Raw genomic sequence first — 22995 nt, 5'->3', positions numbered from 1 at the left:
GGGTCTTTTCGTTTTCCGGCCCACCACGGCCGGCGACGGCGGCGCGCGAGAATGGGGGCAGGTGGATCCAGGGAGTCCGGAGCCACATCCGACAGGAGCCAACACAGTCATGACCACGGAGACCGACAGTCTTCCCACCGTCGCCGCCGACGCCGCCGACGACAGCTTCCACGTCTTCGACACCACGCTGCGCGACGGCGCCCAGCGCGAGGGCATCAACCTCACCGTCGCGGACAAGCTGACCATCGCCCGGCACCTGGACGACTTCGGCGTCGGCTTCATCGAGGGCGGCTGGCCCGGGGCCAACCCGCGCGACACCGAGTTCTTCGCCCGCGCCAAGCAGGAGATCCGCTTCCGCAACGCGCAGCTCGTCGCCTTCGGCTCCACCCGCCGCGCCGGCGCCACCGCCGCCGAGGACCCGCAGGTCAAGGCGCTCCTCGATTCCGGCGCCCCCGTCATCACACTGGTCGCCAAGTCGCACGACCGGCACGTCGAGCTGGCGCTGCGCACCACCCTGGACGAGAACGTCGCCATGGTCCGCGACACCGTGACGTACCTGCGCGAGCAGGGCCGTCGCGTGTTCGTCGACTGCGAGCACTTCTTCGACGGCTACCGGGCCAACCCGGAGTACGCCAAGGCCGTCGTCCGCGCCGCCGCCGAGGCCGGTGCGGACGTCGTCATCCTGTGCGACACCAACGGCGGCATGCTCCCCGCCCAGATCCAGGCCGTCGTCGCCACCGTCCTCGCCGACACCGGGGCCCGCCTCGGCATCCACGCCCAGGACGACACCGGCTGCGCCGTCGCCAACACCCTCGCCGCCGTCGACGCGGGCGCCACCCACGTCCAGTGCACCGCCAACGGCTACGGCGAGCGCGTCGGCAACGCCAACCTCTTCCCGGTCGTCGCCGCCCTGGAACTGAAGTACGGCAAGAAGGTGCTCCCCGACGGGGCCCTCAAGGAGATGACGCGCATCTCGCACGCCATCGCCGAGGTGGTCAACCTGACCCCCTCCACCCACCAGCCGTACGTCGGCGTCTCCGCCTTCGCCCACAAGGCCGGCCTGCACGCCTCCGCCATCAAGGTCGACCCCGACCTGTACCAGCACATCGACCCCGAGCGGGTCGGCAACACCATGCGGATGCTCGTCTCCGACATGGCCGGCCGCGCCTCCATCGAGCTGAAGGGCAAGGAACTGGGGGTCGACCTCGGAGACGACCGCGCCCTGGTCTCCCGGGTCGTCGAGCGAGTCAAGGAGCGCGAGCTCAAGGGCTACACCTACGAGGCCGCCGACGCCTCCTTCGAACTGCTGCTGCGCGCCGAGGTCGAGGGGCGCGCCCGCCGCTACTTCCGTACCGAGTCGTGGCGCGCGATCGTCGAGGACCGCCCCGACGGCACCCACGCCAACGAGGCCACCGTCAAGCTGTGGGCCAAGGGCGAGCGGATCGTCGCCACCGCCGAGGGCAACGGCCCGGTCAACGCCCTCGACCTCGCCATGCGCGCGGGCCTCGAACGGATCTACCCGCAGCTCGCGAAGCTGGAGCTGGTGGACTACAAGGTCCGCATCCTGGAGGGCAAGCACGGTACGCAGTCCACGACCCGGGTCCTGATCACCACGACCGACGGCGAGGGCGACTGGGCGACGGTCGGCGTGGGCGAGAACGTCATCGCCGCGTCCTGGCAGGCCCTGGAGGACGCGTACACGTACGGGCTGCTGCGCGCGGGCGTGGACCCGGCCGAGTAGGCGGTGCCGCCGAGCGCGGCCCGCCCCGGCCGCCGGCGGGGCGGCGCCGCCGGCTCAGGCGCTGTCCGCCCCGGCCCGCTCCGCCGGCTCGATCGGGAAGACCTGGTCGAGTCCCACGAGGCGCAGGACGCGGAACGTGGGCTCCGGCACCGCGGTCAGGGCGACCTCCGCGCCGGCCGTCGCGGCCAGGTTGCGGGCGACGAGGAAGGCGGTGATGCCGCTGGAGTCGCAGAACCGCAGACCGGCGAGGTTCAGCACGAGGCGCTGCCCCCGCAGCAGGGACACGCCCTCCAGGGTCTTGCGGAAGTCGGGGACCGTGTGGAAGTCCAGGTCTCCGTGGACGTCCAGCACGGGGCCGTCGGGTGTGTGGCGTGTGGTGGTCTTCAGCATGGTGAGGATGTCGGGTTCTCGTGAGCGCGGGCGGGGACGCCCAGGGCGAGTATGGCGGTGTCGTCGTCGAGGCCGTTGCCGAAGCTCTCCAGCAGATCGGTGAGTGCCTTGACGGTGGGTTCCGCCCCCGAGGGCGCCAGTGCGGAGACATGGGCGAGGAGCTGCTCGTCACCGTACCGCCCCGCGGGGGTGCGGGCCTCCGTCAGGCCGTCGGTGTAGAGCACGAGCGTGTCCCCGGGTTCCAGCCGGGTGCGGACGACCGTGACGGACGACCGGGGCAGGATCCCGATGAGGACGCCGCCGGGCGTGGGGACGTAGCGGGCGGTGCCGTCGTCCCGGAGCAGCAGCGCGGGCGGGTGCCCGCCCCCGGCGAGGGTGATGTCGAACCCGGTGTCCCGCAGGCCCGCCGCCTCCAGCAGCCCGAGGACGACGGTGCAGTAGCGCGGGTCGTCGCCCGTGTACCGCTCGTACAGGACCGAGTTCAGGGTGTGCAGCACGGCCTCGGGATCCGGGTCGTTCATGGCCGCGGCCCGCAGCGTGTGGCGGGCGAGCGAGGTGACGGCCGCGGCCTCGGGCCCCTTGCCGCACACGTCGCCCAGGCAGAAGGCCCAGCGCCCGCCGCCCAGCGAGAACAGGTCGTAGAAGTCGCCGCCCAGGTGGTCGGGGGAGGCCGTGTGGTAGTGGGCGGCGGTCTCCAGGCCGGGCACGAGCGGCAGCGACGGGGGCAGCAGGCTGCGCTGGAGGACGGCGACCACCTCGTGCAGGTGCTCACGGCTGCGCTCCGCCTCCCGGTGCGCCTCCTCGGCGGCGCGGCGGGCGCGCAGCAGCTCCTGCTCGTAGGCGCGGCGGTCGCGGGCGTCGGTGACGGTGGTGCGGATCAGCAGGGGCTCGCCGGCGGCGTCGGTCTTGACGACGGAGGTGACCAGTACGGGCAGCCGGGCGCCGTCCGCCGCCTTGAGCTCCATGGCGATCCCGTGGACCTCGCCCTGCATCTGCAGCAGCGGCGCGAAGTGCGTCTCGTGGTAGAGCTTCCCGCCGATCGTCAGCAGGTCGGCGAAGCGCCTGCGGCCGACCAGCTCCTCCCGGCGGTAACCGAGCCAGGACAGCAGCGTGCCGTTGACCTTGGCGAGGGTGCCGTTCATCAGGGTGGACAGGTAGCCGCAGGGCGCGTTCTCGTACAGGTCCTCGGCGGAGTCCTCCAGCAGCGGCGCCACCGCGGCGGCCTGCTCGGCCAGGGAGCCGGCGTCCTGCGGCGGCGGGGCCGGTTCCCGGGGGCTCACCGTTCGCCGTCCCGGAGGAAGGACCGGATCGCCTCCACGGTCGCCTCGGGTGCGCTGAGCTGCGGGCAGTGCCCCGTGGCGTCCAGGGTGACCAGGCGGCTGCCGGGGATGGCGGCGTGCACGTAGGCGCCCACCTCGCGCGGGGCGATCACGTCCTCGGCGCACTCCACGACCAGCGTCGGCACGGCCACCCCGGCCAGGTCGTCCCTGCTGTCGCTCAGGAACGTGGTGCGGGCGAAGACGCGGGCGATGTCCGGGTCGGTGCGGCAGAAGGCGTTGGTGAGCTCCTCGCCCAGTTCCGGGCGGTCGGGAGCGCCCATGATCACGGGGGCCATCACGCCCGACCAGCCGAGGTAGTTCGCGTCCAGGGACTCCAGCAGTTCGTCGATGTCCTCCTTGCTGAACCCGCCCCGGTAGCCGTCGTCGTCGATGTAGCGGGGGGACGGGGTCAGCAGCACCAGCCTGCCGAACCGGCCGGGTTCCCTGGCCGAGGCCACCACCCCGGCCATCGCGCTCACGGAGTGGCCGACGAACACGGCGTCGCGCAGGCCCAGCTCGCGGCAGACGTCGAGGACGTCCTCGGCGTACCCGTCGAGGGTGGAGTACCGCTCGGGGTCCCAGGCCGACAGGTCCGACCCGCCGGCGCCGACGTAGTCGAACAGCACCACGCGGAACTCCTCGGCCAGCGCGGGCGCCACCAGGCGCCACAGGTTCTGGTCGCAGCCGAACCCGTGGGCGAGCACCAGGGCCGGGCCGTCCTCGCGGCCGATCACCGAGACGTTGTTCCGCCGACGAATGTCCATCCGAGCATCCTCCCACTGGGCCCGGTTCCATTCTCCCGTACTGTTATGTCCCCTTTACCCTCTTTTGGGGTAGCGTCGATGCTATGAGGACCAGGCCGCTCACCCTTCTGTCGGCCCTGGCGGGGCTGACACTGCTGCTGCTCCTGGCCCTGACCCCGACCGCGGGCGCCAGGGCCACGGGTCTCCAGGACGCCGCCGAGGCGCTGAAGCAGGGCCCGGTGTACGTCCACCCCGACGCCGCCGACCAGCTGCCCAAGCCCGCGGCCGACGCCCTGGCGGACCGGATCCGCGAAGCCGACAAACCCGTCTTCGTGGCGGTGCTGCCCGCCACGGCGGAGTTCCCGCAGCAGGGCCTGCTCCAGAACCTCCGCACCCAGACCGGCATCACCGGCCTGTACGGGGTGCGCCTCGGTGACGCCTTCGCCGCCGGGGCCGACCGGGCCGTGATGCCGGACCGGGCCGTGCAGAACGTCGTGGAGTCCGTCCGGCAGCCCGGCGTGGACGCGACCACGGAGCTGAACAACTTCGTCGACCAGGCCCTTCCGCAGGTGCGCGGCGACGCCCCCGACAGCTGGTCCGGGGTGCCGGGCGAGAGCGTCCCCGTCGCCGGACTGATCACGATCGGCGCCCTGGCCGCAGCGGGCGGCGCCACCGCCCTCACCGTCACCCGCCGCAAGCGGCGCCGGCGCTACCAGGAGGAACAGGAAGCACTGGACAAGCTGCGGGTCGTCGTCGACGAGGACATCACCGCCTACGGCGAAGAGCTCGACCGGCTCGACTTCCACCCGGGCGAGAAGGGCGCCGACGACGCGATGCGCGCCGACTACGAGCGGGCCCTCGACTCGTACGACAAGGCCAAGACACTGATGGGCCAGGCCCGGCACCCCCACGACGTACGGGGCGTGACCGAGGCCCTCGAGGACGGCCGCTACGCGCTGGCCGTCCTGTCCGCCCGCCGCGAGGGCCGCCCGCTTCCCGAGCGGCGGGCGCCCTGCTTCTTCGACCCGCGCCACGGCCCGGCCGCCACCGAGGTGGAGTGGTCGCCGTCCGGCGGCGCGGTGCGCGAGGTGCCGGTCTGCGCGGCGGACGCCGCACGGCTGGCGCAGGGCGAGGACCCCATGGCCCGCACCGTGGACACCGAGTACGGCCGCCGTCCCTACTGGGAGGCGGGACCGGCGTACGGGCCGTGGGCGGGCGGGTACTTCGGCGGCGGCCTCCTGCCCGGTCTGCTGATGGGCACCATGCTGGGCTCCATGCTCTCCACCCCGGCGTACGCGGGGGAGTACGGCGGCGGCGGGTACGAGGGCGGCGACTTCTCCGGCGGCGACTTCAACGCCTCGGACTTCGGCGGGGGCGGCGGGTTCGGCGACGGCGGGGGCTTCGGCGGCGGCGACTTCGGCGGCGGCGGGTTCTGAGGCGCCGTCACCGGACGGCGCCGGCGAACGGGCTTTCGGCTCCGTGGTGGCGTCCCCGTCGGGCCGCGGCCGTGAGCCCTCCCCGTCACCTCACGCCGGAGTCATCCGGCCGAGGACCGCACCGCCGGCCACCCTCGCCGGCAGGCACAGCGTCTGGCCGTGCGCCGCGAACAGCTCGTCGCGGGAGGAGAACCGGCCCAGGTCGCGGCGGACCATGGCCGACAGGTCGTACGACGGGCAGCTGTCCGTGCCGCACATCGACCCGTCCCAGTCCACGGCGGTGGACGACAGGGCCTCGAAGAGCGTCTGCGATCCGGTGTTGGTGAAGCCCCGCGGATCCCGGGCGCCGAGGACGTCGAGCGGCGCGTACAGCTCGGAGACGTTCACCCACGCACCGTCGACGCGGAACTCCGGCCAGGCCAGCACCACCGCGTCCGGCACCAGCGGGCGCAGCCGCGGGAAACGCGGGTACCAGAACGAGCCGTCGACCAGCAGCCCGCGCACCCGGGTACGGACACCGGCCGCGCGGGCGACCGCCTCCAGGACCGCCAGGCGCTGGCTGCACGAGCCACGGCCCCTGGCCAGGGTGCGGGAGGCGGGCTGGGCGTCGTTCATGGCGTAGACGGGGCGGACCCGCTCGCTGATGAGGCGGTGCGCCGCCAGCACGAGCGTCCGCTCCCCGCCGCCGTCGGGCGCGGCGCCGCGCGCGTCACCCAGCAGCCGCTGGATCCCGGCGGCGTGCAGGTCGAGGATCCGGGTCGCGGCGGCCGAGCCCTCGGCCTCGGCCCCGGCCCCGGGCGCCGCCACCGGCTGGCGCTTCCACCACGGCGTCAACAGGGTGCTCGTCATGGCCGGATGCTACGGCACCCGCCCGCGCACCCCGGCACCGGCCGGGACCTCCGGCGCAGGCCCCGCGGCCCGGCCGAGACGCCCCGCGTGCCCCGGCCGCCGCCCCCGCGTGCCCCGGCTGTCGCCCCCGCGGCGGCCGGGCGCGGGACCGGCCGGATAATCGCGGGATGCCTCCCACGCCCCGCGCCCCCTCCACCGAGCCGACCGGCAGGGACCGGCTCCCCTCCCTCACCGGACTGCGCTTCTGGGCGGCCCTGCTGGTGGTGCTCTACCACCTGTCCCGGCAGGTGGGCGAAGTGCCCGGCCTCGGCGAGGCGGTCCGGTACGGGCGCAGCGGGGTGACGTTCTTCTTCGTGCTGTCCGGATTCGTACTGGCCTGGACGTACGACGGGAAGAGGGTGCCGGCGCCGGTCTTCCTGTGGCGCAGGTTCGCCCGCATCTGGCCGCTCCTCGCCGCCACCACCGTGCTGTCGGTGGGCGCGTGGCTCGCCCTCGGCAAGGAGGTTCCGGCCCGCGCGGTGGCCGCCTCGCTGCTCCTCGTCCACGCCTGGGTGCCCGACCCGGTGGTGCTGCGGGGCGGCAACCCGGCGGCCTGGTCGCTCAGCGACGAGGCCTGGTTCTACCTCGTCTTCCCGCTGCTGATGGCGCTCCCCGCCGTGCGGTCAGCGCGCGGCCGGCGGTGGATCGCGGGCGGAGTCTGCGCGGCCGTGGTGCTGGTGTGGCTGGGCGGCGCGCTGATCGCCGACGGCGCCACGCGCGCGTGGGCGCAGGACTACCTGCCCCTGACGCGGACGGCGCAGTTCCTGCTGGGCGTGGTGACGGGCCTGGCGGTGGCCCGCGGGTGGCGGCCGCCGGTCGGCCTATGGCCCGCGGTGGCGCTGGTGGCCGGCTGGCACCTGGCGCTGGTGCCCTGGTCCGACGCCGTCCCGGACGCGCTCTGGTACGGCCCGTACGCCGCCTCCCAGCTGCTCGCCACCCCGCTGTTCGCCCTGCTGGTCGCGGCGGCGGCGCGGGCGGACCTCGACGGTCGGCCGACCGGCCTGCGCGGCACCTGGCCGGTACGGCTGGGGCACTGGTCGTACGCCTGGTACCTGATCCACGAGATCGTGATCCGCCTCTGGCTCGGTCACTTCGGCGGACCCGCCGGCCCGGTGGGCACGGCGGCGGTCTGGTGCCTCGTCCTCGCCGTGAGCCTGACGCTGTCGGCGTGCGCCTACCACTGGGTCGAACACCCGCTGGAGCGGCGGCTGCGGGCGCTGGGGCCGCGGGCCGCCGCGGGTCCGAGGACGGCGGGCCGGCGCTAGACCGGGGCGTTCACTCTTTCGGTTGCTTCGCGCCCGTGCCGTGCATCCCCGGGGCGGGGCGGCGTGTCTTGTCGGTAGCGGTCTTATCGGGGCAGCCGCCGCGGCTGCACGTACGGGAGTGTCGATGGTGAACAGCAGGAACATCAGCCGCGCCGGAGCGGTGTGCGCAACCGTCTGCGCCGTGTCGGCGGCCGGAGCCGGCCTCGCCCCGGCCCAGGCGGCCCCGGTGCGGCCACCGGCGATCACCGCCAAGGGCGGCTTCGTGATGAACACCGGCACGGGTGCCGCCCTGTTCGCGAAGGGTGCCGACAGCAGGCTCCCCACCGGCTCCACGGCCAAGATCATGACGGCCCATGTGGTCCTCTCGCAGAAGAACCTGGACCTGAACCGGAAGGTCACCGTCCAGATGGCCTACAGCGACTACATCGTGGCCAAGACCGCCTCCTCGGCGCGGCTGATCGTGGGCGACAAGGTGACGGTCCGGCAGCTGCTGTACGGGCTGATGCTCCCCTCCGGATGCGACGCCGCGTACGCCCTGGCCGACGCCTACGGCACCGGCTCCACGCGCGCCGCGCGCGTGAAGTCGTTCGTCGGCAGGATGAACGCCGCGGCCACCGGCATGGGCCTGAAGAACACCCACTTCGACTCGTTCGACGGCATCGGCAACGGCAAGAACTACTCGACGCCGCGCGACCTGACGAAGCTCGCGGCACAGGCGATGAAGAACCCGACCTTCCGCGCCGTCGTGAAGACCAGGTCGACCAAGCAGCGGGTCACCACGAAGACGGGCGGCTACCGCGACATGGCATGGACCAACACCAACAAGCTGCTGGGCACGTACCAGGGCGCCCTGGGGGTGAAGACCGGCTCCGGCCCGGAGGCCAAGTACTGCCTCGTCTTCGCCGCCACCCGCGGCGGCAGGACGGTCATCGGCACGGTCCTGTCCTCCTCCTCGGAGGCCAACCGCAACACGGACGCGACCAAGCTGATGAACCACGGCTTCAGGAGCTAGAGGGTGTCCCGCCGGGCACGGGCCGGTGAGAGCGGCCGCGGCCGACACGGGAGGTCCGGGCGGGTGGAGGCCCGACGGGGTCGTGCCGCGGGGTTCGTACAGTGACGGCATGTCACGTACTTTTGACGATCTCGTCGCCGAGGCCGACGCCGTCGACGTCTCCGGCTGGGACTTCTCCTGGCTGGAGGGCCGGGCGACCGAGGAGCGTCCGTCGTGGGGCTACCGGCGCCTGATGGGCGAGCGGCTGGCCGCCGCCTCCGCCGGCCTGGACGTCCAGACGGGCGGGGGCGAGGTGCTGGCCGGTGCGGCGACGTACCCGCCGACCATGGTGGCCACCGAGTCCTGGCCCCCCAACATCGCCAGGGCCACCGCGCTGCTGCACCCGCGCGGGGTGGTGGTGGTCGCGGATCCGGACGAGCCTCCGCTGCCGTTCGCGGACGCGGCCTTCGACCTGGTCACGAGCCGCCACCCGGCGACCGTGTGGTGGGGCGAGATCGCCCGGGTGCTCCGCCCGGGCGGCACGTACTTCGCGCAGCACGTGGGGCCGGAGACGGTCTTCGAGCTGATCGAGTTCTTCCTCGGACCGCTCCCGGACGAGCTGCGCCGCAAGCGGCACCCGGACGAGGAGACGGCGGAGGCACGGGCGGCGGGCCTGGAGATCCTCGACGTACGCATGGAACGCCTGCGCATGGAGTTCTTCGACGTCGGCGCGGTCGTCTACTTCCTGCGGAAGGTCATCTGGACCGTGCCGGGCTTCACGGTGGACGCGTACCGGGAACGACTGAGGGACCTGCATGGCCTCATCGAGGCCGAAGGTCCCTTTGTCGCTCACTCGTGCCGGACGCTCATCGAGGCCCGCAAACCGGTCACTGCGCGTTCTTGATCGCGGAGATCTCGAACGTCAGCTTGATCTTGTCGCTGACCAGGACACCGCCGGTCTCCAGCGCGGCGTTCCAGGTCAGGCCCCACTCGGAGCGGAGCAGCTCGGCCTTGCCCTCGAAGCCGACGCGCTCGTTGCCGAACGGGTCCTTCGCGGCGCCGTTGAACTCCAGGTCGATGCTGATCGGCTTGGTGACGCCCTTGATGGTCAGGTCGCCCGTGATGCGGTAGTCCGCGCCGCCGAGCGCCTCGGCGGCCGTGGAGCGGAAGGTCATCAGCGGGAACTGCTCGGCGTCGAAGAAGTCGGCGCTGCGCAGGTGGCCGTCGCGGTCGGTGCTGCCGGTGTCGATGGACGCGATCGTCACGTCGATGGACGCGCCGGAGGCGGCCGGGTCGGTGCCGTCGAGCTCCAGCGTGCCCTCGTACTCGGTGAAGGCGCCGCGCACGTTGGTGACCATGGCGTGGCGGGCGGTGAACCCGATGCCGCTGTGCGACGGGTCGATGGTGTACGTGCCGGTCAGGGCGGCCAGGGCCGGGTCGACGGCGGCGGCCGGGGCGGGGACGGTGGCGGTGGTGGTGCGGCTGAAGAGACCCATGATGACGTACTCCCTCTGGTGGCTTGGTTGAACCTTCAACGACTTCGACTCTAGACCCATTCCGTTCAACTTTCAACCACTGGGTGAACCCTTTTCTCGGCCCGGACACCCCGCGCGGCCGGGCGGCGGCGCGCCGCGGTGGAGGTCCGGTTCCGGCGAGGGCAACCGCCGGGACGTGACCCACGACAACAGCGGCAGCTGTCGACCGCCCCGAAATCGCCCTGACAGGTGATCCGGCGCGTGGTTAAGATGCCCGCGATGAAGAACAACTCCTCGTGCGGATTGGGGGAATCGTTCGCTCAGGGTGAGTGCTGATGGCACATCACTCCGCGAACCGGATTCCCGACCACCTGTCGATGTGGCAGCGCGTACGTGAGTACGCCGTGCCACCGTCCATGATCGAGAACGCGACCGCACGCCGTGCGGCCGGTGACTGGGCGGGGGCCTGCGCCGCCGCCCGGATCGACGTCGACCTCGATCTGCGCGCCGTGCGCCACCGCCACGGCACCGAAATCGCCGGCCGCCTCCGGGCCGACCTGCGCCGGCTGGCTCCGGACCTGCTGCGCTGGCACATGCCCCGGATCGCCCCGGACGGGCTGCTGCGGCCCGGCCTCACCGTGGCCCTGGTCTCCTACCGGAACCCCGGCGCCGTCCCGGTCCACCTGGTGGTGCGCACGCCGCCCGCCCGGGTCGACGCCGGGCAGCGGATGTCCCTGGCCCTGTGGGACGGCTCCGCCCAAGGGCACCACCCGCACCCCCACCCGCATCCCGACCGGCGCTTCCGGCTCGACCTGCACCGGCACCTCTGGGACGCGGGGAGCAGCGGTGAACTGGCCCTGCGCTGCGGCGGCTTCGGCACCCCCGCCGACGGGCCGTGGGCGGTCGGGCGCTGGGCCGCCGAGGCCGAGCTGCTGCTGCGGGCGGAGGGGCTGCCGCGCGGGGCGTTCACCGTACGGCTCGGGGCGCGCAGCCGTGCCGTACTCGAACTCGTCGCCCCCGACGACAGCCACGCCCCGACGTTCCGGCCCCTGCCCGGCGCCCTGCCGCCGCAGGTGGTCGCCGCGCTCCCGGTGCTGCCGGAGGCGGCGGCCCGGGCCCTGCCGGACGTGGAGCTGCTGCGCGCGGGGCTCGTCCCGCCCGGGAGGCTGCACCCGCTCGTCGCCGCGGCGCTGGGGACGCCCGGAGCGGCGCCGGCCACCGGCCCCGTACCCGAGTCCGGCGATCCGCACCGCGTGGAGTGCCGGGGGGAGGTCCACCGGATCGCCCTGCGGGACGGGGTGCTGACGGCGGTCGACCACGACCCGGCGCAGTTGCGGCGCGAGGATCTGCTGGTGGCGCTCGGCGGGCCGCCGCTGCCCTGCCTGCGGGCCATCGACGCGGTCCACCGCAGCCCGGAGGCCCTGCCCGCGGTACGGGAGCGGCTGCGCCACGGCGACGTCACCGGGGCGCTGGCCGTCGTCGAGGGGCTGCTCGGCCCCGGCGCCGTCCTGCGCGACGGGCCGCTCCGGGACGAACTGGAGGCGGCCGTGCACCGGCGGGTCGAGCACGGGCTGTTCCGCTCCGGTCTGATTGACGAACACCCCGCCACCACCGGCCGCCGCCCGCGGCTCGACCGCCGCACCCCGCTCGTCGTCCGCCGCAAGCGCGCCAACCGGTCCCGGCCCCGCAGCGGCCTGCACGCCTGACCGCGCCCGCGGACGCGCGACGGCCGGGGCGGGGCCGTGCAGGGTCGCCCCCGCAGGCGTTGGCGGCCTCGGTGCGGCTCCCCTGCCGGTGACCCAAGGCCGCCGGCGCCGAGGAGGTGAGCCCGGAGGGGCCACGCCCCACCCCCCACCGCGCTCCGCGCCACGCACCCACAACCTTGACTTCTCTCCTACACACACCCAGGTGATCCCATGACCACGACCACGACCACCTCCACCCAACTCGCCCTGGCCCAGGACCTCCTGACCCTCCTCCGCACGACGTCCACCGAGCCCCGCCCCGACGAACAGCTCGAAGCGCTCACCCTGGCCGTCGCCGCCGACTTGCCCGTGCTGCTCTGGGGCGAGCCGGGCATCGGCAAGACGGCTGCCCTCACCCAGCTCGCCGCCTCCCTCGACCTGCCGCTGACCACCGTGATCGCCAGCGTCCACGAGCCCTCCGACTTCTCCGGGCTGCCCATCGTGGGTGACGATCCGGCCACCCAGGGTGTCCCGATGGCGCCGCCGCAGTGGGCGGTGGAACTGGTCCGGGCCGGCCGGGGACTGCTCTTCTTGGACGAGCTGTCCACCGCCACCCCGGCCGTCCAGGCCGCACTGCTCCGGGTCGTCCTGGAACGGAGGGTCGGCGCGCTGCAACTGCCGCCGGGCGTACGGATCGTGGCCGCCGCCAACCCGCGTGCGTCGGCGGCGGACGGGTGGGAGCTGAGCCCACCGCTGGCCAACCGGTTCGTGCACCTGTACTGGGTGCACGACCGGGAGGTGGTGGTACGCGGCCTGGGCGGCGTCTGGCCCCGTGCGGAGCTGCCCCGACTGGACCCGGAACGGCTCCCGGACGCGGTCGCCCTCGCCCGGCGCGCGGTCTGCGGCTTCCTGAAGGCCCGGCCGACGCTCATCCACCGGCTGCCGAGCAGCGAGGCGCGGCGCGGCGGGGCCTGGCCCTCGCCCCGCAGCTGGGAGGCCGCGCTGACGCTGCTGGCCTTCGGTACCGCGGCCGGCGTCTCCCGCGACGTGCTGGCCCTGCTGGTGCGGGGCGCGGTGGGGGACGGGCCCGGGCTGGAGCTCCTGGCCCACCTGGACCGCATGGACCTGCCGGACCCGGAGTCGCTGCTGGCCGACCCGGCGTCCGCCGAGCTGCCGGAGCGGGGCGACCTGCGGCAGGCGGCCCTGGACGCGGTGGTCGCCGCCGTCGGGGCGCGCCCGGAGCGGGACCGGTGGGAGGCGGCCTGGGCGGTGCTCGTCCGGGCGCTGGAGACCGGCGCCCCCGACCTGCTGGTCGCCCCGGCGTCGGCGCTGGCCGGGCTGCGGCGCGACGACTGGGAGGTGCCGGAGGCGGTGGAGCGGCTCGCCGGGGTGATCGGCCTCGCCCGGCGTGCCGACCGGTCGGTGGGGCGGGTCGCGGCGGCGGCCGGCGCCGGGCGGGCGACGGGGGTGGGCCGATGACCGGCACCGTGCGGCGACCCGTGCCGCGCCCGCTGCCGCGCCCGGTGGCCCCGCCGGCGCCCCCGCGCCCGGTGAAGGCCGCCACCCTCCCGGAGCCGCCGGACGGACCCGGCCGCCCCGCCGGTCCGCCCACCGCCGGTCCGCCCACCGACCGACAGCCCACCGACCGGCAGCCGCCCACCGACCGCACCACGCCCACCCGCCCCGCCGGTCCGACCCGTCCTCCCCGCCCCGGACTCCCGCTCGACCGCGAGAAGTTGCTGGCCGCCCGGCTGCACGCGGTGAAGGTACGCCCCTACCTGGCCGACGCCCTCTTCGCGCTGCACGTGGTGGAGGACCGGTCGGTGCCGACGATGGCGGTGGACGCGCACTGGCGCTGCTACGTCTCACCGGCCTTCGTGGCGCGCATGCCGGTGGAGGAGCTGGCCGGCGTGTGGGTGCACGAGGTCTCGCACCTGCTGCGGGACCATCACGGCCGGGGCGAGCGGTACGCACGGGAGCACGAGGCGTACGGGCCGGGGGAGAGGCTCCGGCGCAACATCGCCGCCGACTTCGAGATCAACGACGACATCTACGGCGACGGTCTGCCCCGGCCGGCTGGAGCCGTGCTGCCGTCGCTGCTGCGGCTGCCCGAAGGGCTGCTGATGGAGGAGTACCTGCGCAGGGCGTCGATGTCCGGGCTCGCCGCGGACCTGGCCTGGCTGGACTGCGGCAGCGGTGCCGACGGCCACGAACGGCCCTGGGAGCTGGGGCCCGGCGGGGCGCACGGGCTGAGCCGGCAGCAGCGGGACGCAGTCCGGTTCCGGGTGGCTGAGGGGATCAAGGGCCGGCCGGGCGAGGCACCGGACGGGTGGCGCCGCTGGGCGGACGAGGCGTTCCACCCGCCGCAGCCGTGGCGGCAGTTGCTCGGGGCCGCGGTCCGTGCGGCGGCCGGCGCGCCGGGGGTGGGCGAGAACCACACCTACCGGCGCCCGTCCCGCCGCGCGGCGAGCCTGCCGGGCGTGGTGCTGCCGAGCCTGCGCCGGACGCCGCCCCGGGTGTGCGTCGTGATCGACACCTCCGGGTCGGTGAGCGACGCCGAACTGGGCAGCGCGCTGCTGGAGGTGGCGGCGATCTCGCGGGCGGTCGGCGGGCGGCGCGACCTGGTCTCGGTGATCTCCTGCGACGCGGCGGCCGGGGTCGCGGTCCCGCTCTGCCGCGCGGAGAGCATCGAGCTGCTCGGTGGCGGGGGCACGGACCTGCGCTCGGGTTTCGCCCGGGCGCTCCGTTCCGGGCCGCGCCCGGACGTGATCGTCGCGCTGACGGACGGGCAGACGCCCTGGCCGTCGGCCCAGCCGCCGTGCCGCACCGTCGTGGGTCTCTTCCCCCGCACGGGCGGACCCGTCGACGAGGACGACCCCGATTACGTTCCGGACGCCCCACCGCCCTGGGCGCGTGTCGTCACCATCGGCTGAGGCCACCGGCCCCGGCCGGCCCCGGGCGGGGGGCGACCCCCGGGGGGGCGACCCCCGGGGCGCGACCCCGGGCCCCGGCCGCCCCAGGGACGGGTCCCCCCGGGCCGGGGGCCCGGTCCTACGACCCGACCGACACCGTGAAGCGGCGCGGGTTGCCGTCGTGCGCGGCGCCCGAGACGTCCGGGCGGCCGTCCGGCCGGACGTCGTCGTAAGGGAAGGCGTACCCGATCGGGGTGTTGGCGTGGACCACCCGGGAGAAGTGGTTGGTCGACGGGTCGCGGTAGTAGTCGGAGGGCGCCGGGCCGTTGGGCTGGTCGGGGTGGGTGAGCAGGGTCGTCCGGTTGAATCCGGCGGCGAGGCGGGCGAGCAGGGCCTTGCGGTCGTCGGAGTCGCCGGGGTTGTTGGCGAACGGGCCGTGGTTGCAGGTGAAGACGTCCCGTGAGGTGGGGCGGGTGAAGCTGTGGCCGCCGGTGAAGGTCAGGACGTCTCCGTTCACCCGGCCCACGCGCACACCGCGCCCGCCCTGGAGGTCGATGCGCAGGTCGGTGGTGCGGTACTTCTGCCACACGCGGTCGATGTAGCCGGTGAAGGCGTTGCGGAAGGGCATCTGGTCCGGGCGGTCGAAGTACGGCGCCATGAGGTTCTGCGGGGAGATGACCCGCAGGACGGAGCCGTTGGAGGCGCGGATGACCAGCTTGTCCCACGGCTGGCCGTCCCGTGCGGCCTGGGCGACGAGCCCGTCCGCGATCCGCTGGAGGGCCCCGGCCGGGAGCGGGGCGACGGTGTGGGTGGCGTCCCCGGTGAGCGTGAGGCCGATCGGCAGGGCGGTCACCAGGTCGACGTAGCTGATGTTGGCGTACAGCTGCTGCGGGTTGAAGGTGAACTCGGCGAAGGACCAGACGCGCCCGTAGTTGGGGTCGGCGGACGTGGCGAACGCCGGTTCCACCAGGGCGGGGCCGGGGTTCAGGAAGAAGTCGAGCCTGTTGTCGCGGACGAAGTAGACCCGGGCGCCGTACATCTGGGGGAGGGTCAGGACGACCGGTCCCGCGCCCGCCGGGCGCAGGGGTATCGCACAGTCGACCGGCATCGGGGTCATCGGGGCGGACGGCGACTCGGGCCGGTAGACACCGCCGCCCGGGCGCAGCAGGACCCAGCGGCCGGTGCCCTGCTCGTGGCCGGTGACGTAGGCGCGCACGGTTCCGGGCAGGGACCGGTTCTCCAGGGCGAGTTCGCACGTCGCGGGGGCGGCGGAGGCGGACGTACCGCCGCGCAGGCCGAGCGCGGTGGCCGCGGCGGCGGCGGCCGTGCCGGTGAGCAGGGCGCGGCGGGAGAGGGAGCGGTGGGACGTGTGGGAGGCGTGGGACGCCTGGGACGCGTGGGATTCACGGGACGCCATGAGCGCACTCCTGTGGGGGTGGGGGGGGATGGGTGCCGCTCACTCTCGCGCTGCTCGGATGAGGCGTCAAGAGATGTGACTGAGAGCGCTCTCAGATTTTTTGTTCCTTCACAACGTGGCGCCGCTCCGGCCGACTTGGACGAGACCGGCGCGATTGTTGGACTCGCGTCGCCGTACCGTGCTCCGGGCGTTGACGGTGCCGCGAGGCGGCTGTTACGCCGGTGTCCTCCGTGCCGCCCGGGACCCTCCGTACGGGTGACGGGGGCCGGGTCGGCGCCCGGAGCCGTACGTCGTGCCGGGCACGCTGGGTGGGGTCCACGAGGCGGTGGTCCGGCCGGGGCGGAGTGCTCGTGCGCCATGCCGCTGCGATCCGTTCACCGGGAGGTCCCCGTGCCACCGACAACGCCCGCTTGGTCCCGCCGCCTCTTCCTCGCCGCCACCTCCGCCGCAGCCCTGGGACTCACCGTGCCCGCCCAAGCCTCCGCCGCCCCCGACGACTTCGAGACGCTGCGGCTGCGCTGGCTGGGCCTCCAGCTCGGCACCGGCTACGACCCGGCCGCCGAACCGTACGCCTCCCGCCTGGCCGCGACCGGTGACCTCGCCGCCCGTCACCGCGCCACCATGGCCCCCACCGCCACCTCCCTGTGGCCGGGCCACGCCTTCGACCCGCCCTCCGGCATCACCCAGAGCTACCACCGCCTGTGGACCATGACCCAGGCGTACGTCCAGCGGGGCACCGGCCAGACCGGCGAGCCCGGCCTCCTCGCCGACGTCCTGCGCGGCCTCGACCACCTCGCCGAGCGGATCTACAACCCCTCCACGACCCGCTACGGCAACTGGTGGGAGTGGCAGATCGGCAGCCCACGCCTCCTGATGGACATCGTCGCCACGCTGTACGAAGCCGCCGGCCCCGAGCGGGTCGCGGCCGCCTGCGCCGCCGTCGACCACTTCGTCCCGGACGCGATGCTCGGCGACTACGCCGGCACGTCCACCGGCGCCAACCGGGTCGACCTGTGCCGCTCCGTCGCCCTGCGCGGCGTCGTCGGCAGGGACCCGGCGAAGATCGCCCTCGCCCGGGACGCCCTGTCGCCCGTCTTCCCGTACGTCACCAAGGGCGACGGGCTCTACGCCGACGGGTCGTTCGTCCAGCACACCTGGGTCGCGTACTCCGGTACGTACGGACAGGTCGTGCTCGACGGGCTGGGCCGGCTGTTCGCGCTGCTCGCCGGGTCGCCGTGGGCCGTCACCGACCCGAACCGGCAGATCGTCCTCGACAGCGTCGAGCACGCCTACGCGCCCCTTCTGTACAACGGCCTGATGATGGACAGCGTCAGCGGCCGCGCCGTCAGCCGGGGCATCCTGCGCAACGACCCGTACGGCACCCTGCGCGGTGACCACTACCACGGCCAGGGCATCATCGCGGCCATCGCCCTGCTCGCCGCGGGCGCCCCGGCCGCCGTGCGCGACCGGTGGCACGCACGCGTGAAGGGCTGGATCGAGCGGGACACCGTCAGCCCGGTCCTCACCGCGCCCCAGTTCGGCGTCGCGGACCTCGCCCGGCTCCACGCCGTCGCCGCCTCGCCGGTGCCCGCCGCGCCCGAACCGGTCGGCCACAAGCTGTTCGCCGCCATGGACCGGGCCGTGCACCGCCGCCCCGGGTGGGCGGCCAACATCGCCATGGCGTCGGAGCGGATCGCCTTCTACGAGTGCGGCAACGGGGAGAACCCGCGCGGCTGGCACACCGGCGCCGGGATGCTCTACTGGTGGGGCCCCGCCACCGACGCCCAGTACACCGACTGGTTCTGGCCGACCGTCGACCCCTACCGGCTGCCCGGCACGACGGTGTCCACCAAGCGGCTGCCCGACCGGGCGGGCGGCGAGTGGGGCGCGCCGAAGCCGGCCGTGCGGTGGGTCGGGGGAGTGACGGACGGCGAGTTCGCCGCCGTGGGACAGCACCTCAAGGGTCTGGACTCCACCCTGGAGGCGCGCAAGTCCTGGTTCTGCGCCGCCGACACGGTCGTCTGCCTCGGTGCGGGGATCGGCTGCACGGACGGGGTGCCGGTCGAGACGGTGGTGGACAACCGGAACCTGGGGGAGGCGGGCGGCGGCCGGTTCACGACCGGGCGGGGCAGCCGCTGGGCCCACCTGGAGGGGCACGGCGGATGGGTGTTCCCCGGCGGTACGGAGGACCTGCGCACCCTGCGCGAGGACCGCACCGGCGCCTGGCGCGACATCAACACCACCTCCACCACCGAGCGCCGCACCCGCCGCTACCAGACCCTCTGGCTCGACCACGGCACCGATCCGGCGGACGCCTCGTACGCCTACCTCCTCATGCCGGGGGCGTCGCGCCGGACCGTCGCGGCCCGCGCGTACGACCCCCGCTGGCTGGAGATCCTCGACAACACCGCCGCCCGCCAGGCCGTCACCGTGCCCTCCCTGGGCCTGACCGCCGCCAACTTCTGGCAGCCCGGTACGGTGGGGCCCCTCACCGCCGGCGCGCCGGCGAGCGTCCTCGTCCGCGCGACGGGCCGCAGGGTGACCGTCCACGTCAGCGAGCCGCCGCGCACCGGACTGCCTCTGGAGATCGTCTGGCACCGCCCGGTACGGCGGGTCCTCGCCCACGACCCGTCCGTCGAGGTCCTGGGAGCGGGCCGCACGCTCCGGCTGCGCATCACGCCCGGCACGGCCGGCGCCGGACACGCCTGCACGGTCTCCATCTGAGCCTATTGTGGGATCTGCACAACGCATGGGGGTCCCCGGCTGGCACTTCGCCTGCACTGCGGCCCGGTTCTGTCCAGGGCTCACAGGAGATGGGGCGGGGAACTGTACGGAGTCGACGGCGGGTTTCCCTTGGTCGGCTTCGTAGGGTCGATGCATGACCGTTGTGGACGAAACCCAGGGCGAGCCGACCGATGCCCGTGGGCGTGTGGCAGAGCTGCACGCCCTGCGCGAGGAGGCCCTGCGCGGCCCGAGCGACCGGGCGACCGAAGCCCAGCACGCCAAGGGCAAGCTGACCGCGCGTGAGCGGATCGAGCTGCTGCTCGACCCGGGCTCGTTCCAGGAGGTCGAGCAGCTGCGCCGGCACCGCGCGACCGGGTTCGGCCTGGAGAACAAGCGGCCGTACACCGACGGTGTCATCACCGGCTGGGGCACGGTCGAGGGCCGTACGGTCTTCGTCTACGCGCACGACTTCCGGATCTTCGGCGGCGCGCTGGGCGAGGCCCACGCCACCAAGATCCACAAGATCATGGACATGGCCATCGCGGCCGGTGCCCCGCTGGTCTCCCTGAACGACGGCGCCGGCGCCCGTATCCAGGAGGGCGTCTCCGCGCTCGCCGGCTACGGCGGCATTTTCCAGCGCAACACGCGCGCCTCGGGTGTCATCCCGCAGATCAGCGTGATGCTCGGCCCGTGCGCGGGCGGCGCCGCCTACAGCCCGGCGCTGACCGACTTCGTCTTCATGGTCCGCGACACCTCGCAGATGTTCATCACCGGCCCGGACGTCGTCAAGGCGGTCACCGGTGAGGAGATCACTCAGAACGGCCTGGGCGGCGCCGACGTGCACGCCGAGACCTCCGGCGTCGCGCACTTCGCGTACGACGACGAGGAGACCTGCATCGCGGAGGTCCGCTACCTCCTGTCGATGCTGCCCTCCAACAACCGCGAGAACCCGCCCGTCCACCCGAGCGACGACCCGGCCGACCGCCGCTCCGAGGTCCTGCTGGACCTGGTCCCGGCGGACGGCAACCGCCCCTACGACATGGCCAAGGTCATCGAGGAGCTCGTCGACGACGGCGACTACCTGGAGATCCACGAGCGCTGGGCCCGCAACATCATCTGCGCCCTGGCCCGGCTCGACGGCCAGGTCGTCGGCATCGTCGCCAACCAGCCCCAGACCCTGGCGGGCGTGCTGGACATCGAGGCCTCCGAGAAGGCCGCCCGCTTCGTCCAGATGTGCGATGCTTTCAACATCCCGATCGTCACGCTGCTGGACGTCCCCGGCTTCCTCCCGGGCGTCGACCAGGAGCACGGCGGCATCATCCGCCACGGCGCGAAGCTGCTGTACGCGTACTGCAACGCCACCGTGCCGCGCATCAGCCTCATCCTGCGCAAGGCGTACGGCGGCGCGTACATCGTCATGGACAGCCAGTCCATCGGCGCCGACCTCACCTACGCGTGGCCGACGAACGAGATCGCCGTGATGGGCGCCGAGGGTGCCGCCAACGTCATCTTCCGCCGCCAGATCGCCGACGCCGAGGACCCCGAGGCCATGCGCGCCCGCATGGTCAAGGAGTACAAGGCCGAGCTGATGCACCCGTACTACGCCGCGGAGCGCGGCCTGGTCGACGACGTCATCGACCCGTCCGAGACCCGCTCCGTGCTCATCGCCTCCCTGGCGATGCTCCGCACGAAGCACGCCGACCTGCCGTCCCGCAAGCACGGCAACCCGCCCCAGTAACCAGGAGCCACACGTGACCGACTCCCACCTGCTCCGCGTGGAGAAGGGCCAGGCCGAGCCGGAGGAGCTCGCGGCGATCACCGCCGTCCTCCTCGCCCGCGCCTCCGCCCGCACCTCCGCCACCCCGGCCCGCCGCGTCCGCTCCACCGCCGGCTGGCGCCGCCTCGAACGCCGCCCCGGCTTCAGCGCCCCGCACTCCTGGCAGCGCTGACACCCGCCGGCCGCCGCGCACGCCACGCAGGGCCCCGCACCACCGAGGTGCGGGGCCCTGCGCCGTCCCGGCCGCCCGCGGCCGCCCGGGCCGCCCCTCGCCGCGCCACCCGCCCGCCGGGCCAGGCGACCGCCCGCACACCGTCCGCGACCCGTACGGGCCCCACCACCGCCCCGCGTGCCGCACCGCCTCCGGTGCACCCACGCGCGCCCGCATGCCGCACGGCCCCGCCCCGCGTGCCGCACCGCCTCCGGTGCACCCGCGCGCCCGCATGCCGCACGGCCCCGCCCCACGCCCGCCGCCCATACGGCCCCCGCCCCACGTGCCGTACCGCCACCCGGTCCGCGGGCCCGACGACGAAGGCCCGCACACCGTCGGGTGTGCGGGCCTCGCTGCATGGGGAGAGGCGCCTACCGCAGGCGCGCCATGAGGGCGTGCTCCACGAGCGTGATCAGCGCGCTCTTGGCATCGGCACGGTGGCGGGCGTCGGTGGTGATGATCGGGGTGTCGGGGCCGATCTGCAGCGCCTCGCGCACCTCCTCCGGCGTGTACGGCTGGTGGCCGTCGAAGCCGTTCAGCGCGATCACGAACGGCAGGCCGCTGTTCTCGAAGTAGTCGACCGCCGGGAAGCAGTCGGCGAGACGGCGGGTGTCCACCAGGACGACCGCGCCGATGGCGTCGCGGACCAGGTCGTCCCACATGAACCAGAAGCGGTCCTGACCGGGCGTACCGAAGAGGTACAGGATCAGGTCCTGGTCCAGGGTGATGCGGCCGAAGTCCATGGCGACCGTGGTGGTCGTCTTGTCACCGGTGTGGGTGAGGTCGTCGATGCCCGCGGACGCAGACGTCATGACGGCCTCGGTACGCAGCGGGTTGATCTCCGAGACGGCGCCGACGAACGTGGTCTTGCCCACGCCGAATCCGCCCGCCACCACGATCTTCGCGCTGGTGGTTGAGCGGGCTGCACCGCCGCTAGAGCTTGCGAAGTCCACTGAGCACCCTTTCGAGCAGTGTCACGTCTGGCTGGCCGCCGGCGGACTCGTCGCCGCCGGGCTGGTGGATGGCGACAAGTCCGGCCTCCGCCAGGTCGGCGACGAGGATCCGGGCAACGCCGAGGGGGATGGAGAGGAGTGCCGAGATCTCGGCGACCGACTTGATCTCGAAGCACAGCCGGCAGATCCGCTGGTGCTCGGGCAACTGCCCTTGCAGCCTGGCCGGATCGGCCGTGGTGGACACCAGCGCCTCGATGGCGAGCTGGTACCGCGGCCTCGTCCGGCCGCCGGTCATGGCGTACGGACGGACCAGCGGGTTGTGGTTGCCCGACGTGGGCGCGGGCTCCGGGCGCCGCCGCTGCTGCACCGGCTGGATGCGCGGCGCCTGCGGCTGGACGTACGGGTGACCGGACTGCGGCTGCTGGTACGGCTGCTGCATGCCGCCCTGACCGCTGGGCGCGGAGGGGAAGTTGAAGCGGTTCTGGGCGTTCTCACCCTGCGACTGGTGCGCACCGTCGTATGGGTGGTGTCCGCCTGGGGGTGTTGCCACTTTTCCTCCTCCGACTGCCGTTCACCGGTTCCATGTCCCTGTGGAGCCGCGCCACCGCACCCTATGGTGCGGTGGCGAGAAACGCACGGTCTGTCTGCTAGTTGAGAAGACTTCCCTGGAGTTCGGCGCGGAGGTCCGGGGTGAGGACGGTGCCCGCGCGGTCCACCAGGAGAGCCATCTCGTAACCGACCAGACCGATGTCGGCGTCCGGGTGGGCGAGGACGGCCAGCGAGGAGCCGTCCGAGATCGACATGATGAAGAGGAAGCCGCGCTCCATCTCCACCACCGTCTGGTTGACCGCGCCACCCTCGAAGATCCGGGAGGCCCCGGCCGTCAGCGACGTCAGACCCGACGCCACCGCGGCGAGCTGGTCGGCACGGTCCCGGGGGAAACCCTCGGACATCGCCAGCAGGAGTCCGTCGGCGGAGACCACCACCGTGTGGGACACCCCGGGGGTGTTGTCCACGAAGTTGGTGATCAACCAGTTCAGATTCTGCGCCGCCTGGCTCATCGGGCTC

General features: G+C 73.8%; 20 protein-coding genes. 11 read left to right on the top strand and 9 right to left on the bottom strand.

The features are described 5' to 3' along the window. The first annotated feature begins 109 nt into the window (after positions 1-109). Complete coding sequence (cimA, locus tag A4V12_RS17955) at positions 110-1741, top strand: citramalate synthase (RefSeq protein ID WP_064070362.1); 1632 nt, start codon at positions 110-112, stop codon at positions 1739-1741. A gap of 54 nt (positions 1742-1795) precedes the next feature. Here the strand turns inward: cimA and A4V12_RS17950 are convergent, their stop codons facing one another. The 3 genes from A4V12_RS17950 to A4V12_RS17940 are packed head-to-tail and all read right to left on the bottom strand — an operon-like array spanning position 1796 to position 4214. Continuing rightward, a complete protein-coding gene (locus tag A4V12_RS17950) occupies positions 1796-2131 on the bottom strand; it encodes an STAS domain-containing protein (RefSeq protein ID WP_064070361.1) in 336 nt (111 codons plus the stop codon). Next, positions 2125-3411 carry a PP2C family protein-serine/threonine phosphatase gene (locus A4V12_RS17945; protein ID WP_064070360.1) on the bottom strand — a complete coding sequence of 429 codons (1287 nt, stop codon included), beginning with the start codon at positions 3409-3411 and terminating at the stop codon, positions 2125-2127. Before A4V12_RS17945 ends, A4V12_RS17950 begins: the two co-directional genes overlap by 7 nt. Continuing rightward, entirely contained in the window at positions 3408-4214 is an 807-nt protein-coding gene (locus tag A4V12_RS17940) for an alpha/beta fold hydrolase (RefSeq protein WP_064070359.1), read from the bottom strand. Before A4V12_RS17940 ends, A4V12_RS17945 begins: the two co-directional genes overlap by 4 nt. An 83-nt stretch (positions 4215-4297) precedes the next feature. On the opposite strand from A4V12_RS17940, the gene A4V12_RS17935 reads away from it, so the two are divergent. Next, on the top strand, positions 4298-5629 hold the full coding sequence (locus tag A4V12_RS17935) for a hypothetical protein (RefSeq protein WP_064070358.1): 1332 nt from the start codon (positions 4298-4300) through the stop codon (positions 5627-5629). 90 nt (positions 5630-5719) lie between these two features. On the opposite strand, the gene A4V12_RS17930 is transcribed toward A4V12_RS17935, so the two are convergent. Beyond that, entirely contained in the window at positions 5720-6478 is a 759-nt protein-coding gene (locus A4V12_RS17930; RefSeq protein WP_064070357.1) for a transglutaminase domain-containing protein, read from the bottom strand. A 167-nt stretch (positions 6479-6645) separates the two neighbouring features. Between A4V12_RS17930 and A4V12_RS17925 the strand changes: the two genes are divergently transcribed. The 3 genes from A4V12_RS17925 to A4V12_RS17915 all read left to right on the top strand — a co-directional run bounded on the left by A4V12_RS17925 (position 6646) and on the right by A4V12_RS17915 (position 9677). After that, positions 6646-7782 carry an acyltransferase family protein gene (locus A4V12_RS17925; protein WP_064070356.1) on the top strand — a complete coding sequence of 379 codons (1137 nt, stop codon included), beginning with the start codon at positions 6646-6648 and terminating at the stop codon, positions 7780-7782. A gap of 124 nt (positions 7783-7906) precedes the next feature. Next, positions 7907-8794: a D-alanyl-D-alanine carboxypeptidase family protein gene (locus A4V12_RS17920; protein WP_064070355.1), complete on the top strand. Its 888-nt coding sequence runs from the start codon at positions 7907-7909 to the stop codon at positions 8792-8794. A gap of 109 nt (positions 8795-8903) precedes the next feature. Next, on the top strand, positions 8904-9677 hold the full coding sequence (locus tag A4V12_RS17915; RefSeq protein WP_064070388.1) for a class I SAM-dependent methyltransferase: 774 nt from the start codon (positions 8904-8906) through the stop codon (positions 9675-9677). Here A4V12_RS17915 and A4V12_RS17910 read toward each other — a convergent pair. Next, positions 9661-10269, bottom strand: a complete 609-nt coding sequence (locus A4V12_RS17910) for a YceI family protein (RefSeq protein WP_064070354.1) — start codon at positions 10267-10269, stop codon at positions 9661-9663. The genes A4V12_RS17915 and A4V12_RS17910 overlap by 17 nt on opposite strands. A gap of 314 nt (positions 10270-10583) precedes the next feature. On the opposite strand from A4V12_RS17910, the gene A4V12_RS17905 reads away from it, so the two are divergent. The 3 genes from A4V12_RS17905 (at position 10584) to A4V12_RS17895 (ending at position 14866) form a co-directional block, all read left to right on the top strand. Beyond that, positions 10584-11954 (top strand): hypothetical protein, encoded by a 1371-nt coding sequence (locus A4V12_RS17905; protein WP_064070387.1) that lies wholly within the window; start codon positions 10584-10586, stop codon positions 11952-11954. A 210-nt stretch (positions 11955-12164) separates the two neighbouring features. Continuing rightward, entirely contained in the window at positions 12165-13412 is a 1248-nt protein-coding gene (locus A4V12_RS17900; protein ID WP_064070353.1) for an AAA family ATPase, read from the top strand. Continuing rightward, positions 13409-14866: a vWA domain-containing protein gene (locus tag A4V12_RS17895; RefSeq protein ID WP_234372214.1), complete on the top strand. Its 1458-nt coding sequence runs from the start codon at positions 13409-13411 to the stop codon at positions 14864-14866. The genes A4V12_RS17900 and A4V12_RS17895 overlap by 4 nt, the downstream gene beginning before the upstream one ends. Positions 14867-14984: 118 nt before the next feature. Here the strand turns inward: A4V12_RS17895 and A4V12_RS17890 are convergent, their stop codons facing one another. Then, a complete protein-coding gene (locus A4V12_RS17890; RefSeq protein ID WP_079137104.1) occupies positions 14985-16262 on the bottom strand; it encodes a beta-1,3-glucanase family protein in 1278 nt (425 codons plus the stop codon). Between the two features lie 357 nt (positions 16263-16619). On the opposite strand from A4V12_RS17890, the gene A4V12_RS17885 reads away from it, so the two are divergent. The 3 genes from A4V12_RS17885 (at position 16620) to A4V12_RS17875 (ending at position 20935) form a co-directional block, all read left to right on the top strand. Further along, the gene (locus A4V12_RS17885) at positions 16620-18986 is read left to right on the top strand and encodes a polysaccharide lyase 8 family protein (protein ID WP_064070352.1); all 2367 of its coding nucleotides are present in this window, start codon (positions 16620-16622) and stop codon (positions 18984-18986) included. 154 nt (positions 18987-19140) lie between these two features. Beyond that, positions 19141-20724 carry an acyl-CoA carboxylase subunit beta gene (locus A4V12_RS17880; protein ID WP_064070351.1) on the top strand — a complete coding sequence of 528 codons (1584 nt, stop codon included), beginning with the start codon at positions 19141-19143 and terminating at the stop codon, positions 20722-20724. Between the two features lie 13 nt (positions 20725-20737). After that, entirely contained in the window at positions 20738-20935 is a 198-nt protein-coding gene (locus A4V12_RS17875) for an acyl-CoA carboxylase subunit epsilon (RefSeq protein WP_064070350.1), read from the top strand. A 410-nt stretch (positions 20936-21345) separates the two neighbouring features. Here A4V12_RS17875 and A4V12_RS17870 read toward each other — a convergent pair whose 3' ends face one another. The 3 genes from A4V12_RS17870 to A4V12_RS17860 all read right to left on the bottom strand — a co-directional run bounded on the left by A4V12_RS17870 (position 21346) and on the right by A4V12_RS17860 (position 22988). Next, positions 21346-21927 carry a GTP-binding protein gene (locus A4V12_RS17870; protein WP_064070349.1) on the bottom strand — a complete coding sequence of 194 codons (582 nt, stop codon included), beginning with the start codon at positions 21925-21927 and terminating at the stop codon, positions 21346-21348. After that, complete coding sequence (locus A4V12_RS17865; RefSeq protein WP_064070348.1) at positions 21908-22477, bottom strand: DUF742 domain-containing protein; 570 nt, start codon at positions 22475-22477, stop codon at positions 21908-21910. The genes A4V12_RS17870 and A4V12_RS17865 overlap by 20 nt, the downstream gene beginning before the upstream one ends. Positions 22478-22574: 97 nt before the next feature. Further along, complete coding sequence (locus tag A4V12_RS17860) at positions 22575-22988, bottom strand: roadblock/LC7 domain-containing protein (RefSeq protein ID WP_030980891.1); 414 nt, start codon at positions 22986-22988, stop codon at positions 22575-22577. Positions 22989-22995 lie beyond the last annotated feature (7 nt).

Origin of the sequence: Streptomyces noursei (assembly GCF_001646665.1) — a bacterium.
Classification (GTDB): Bacteria; Actinomycetota; Actinomycetes; order Streptomycetales; family Streptomycetaceae; genus Streptomyces; species Streptomyces lavendulocolor.
The sequence above is the reverse complement of the archived record's forward strand: the minus strand, read 5'-3'. Positions and strand labels throughout refer to the sequence as shown.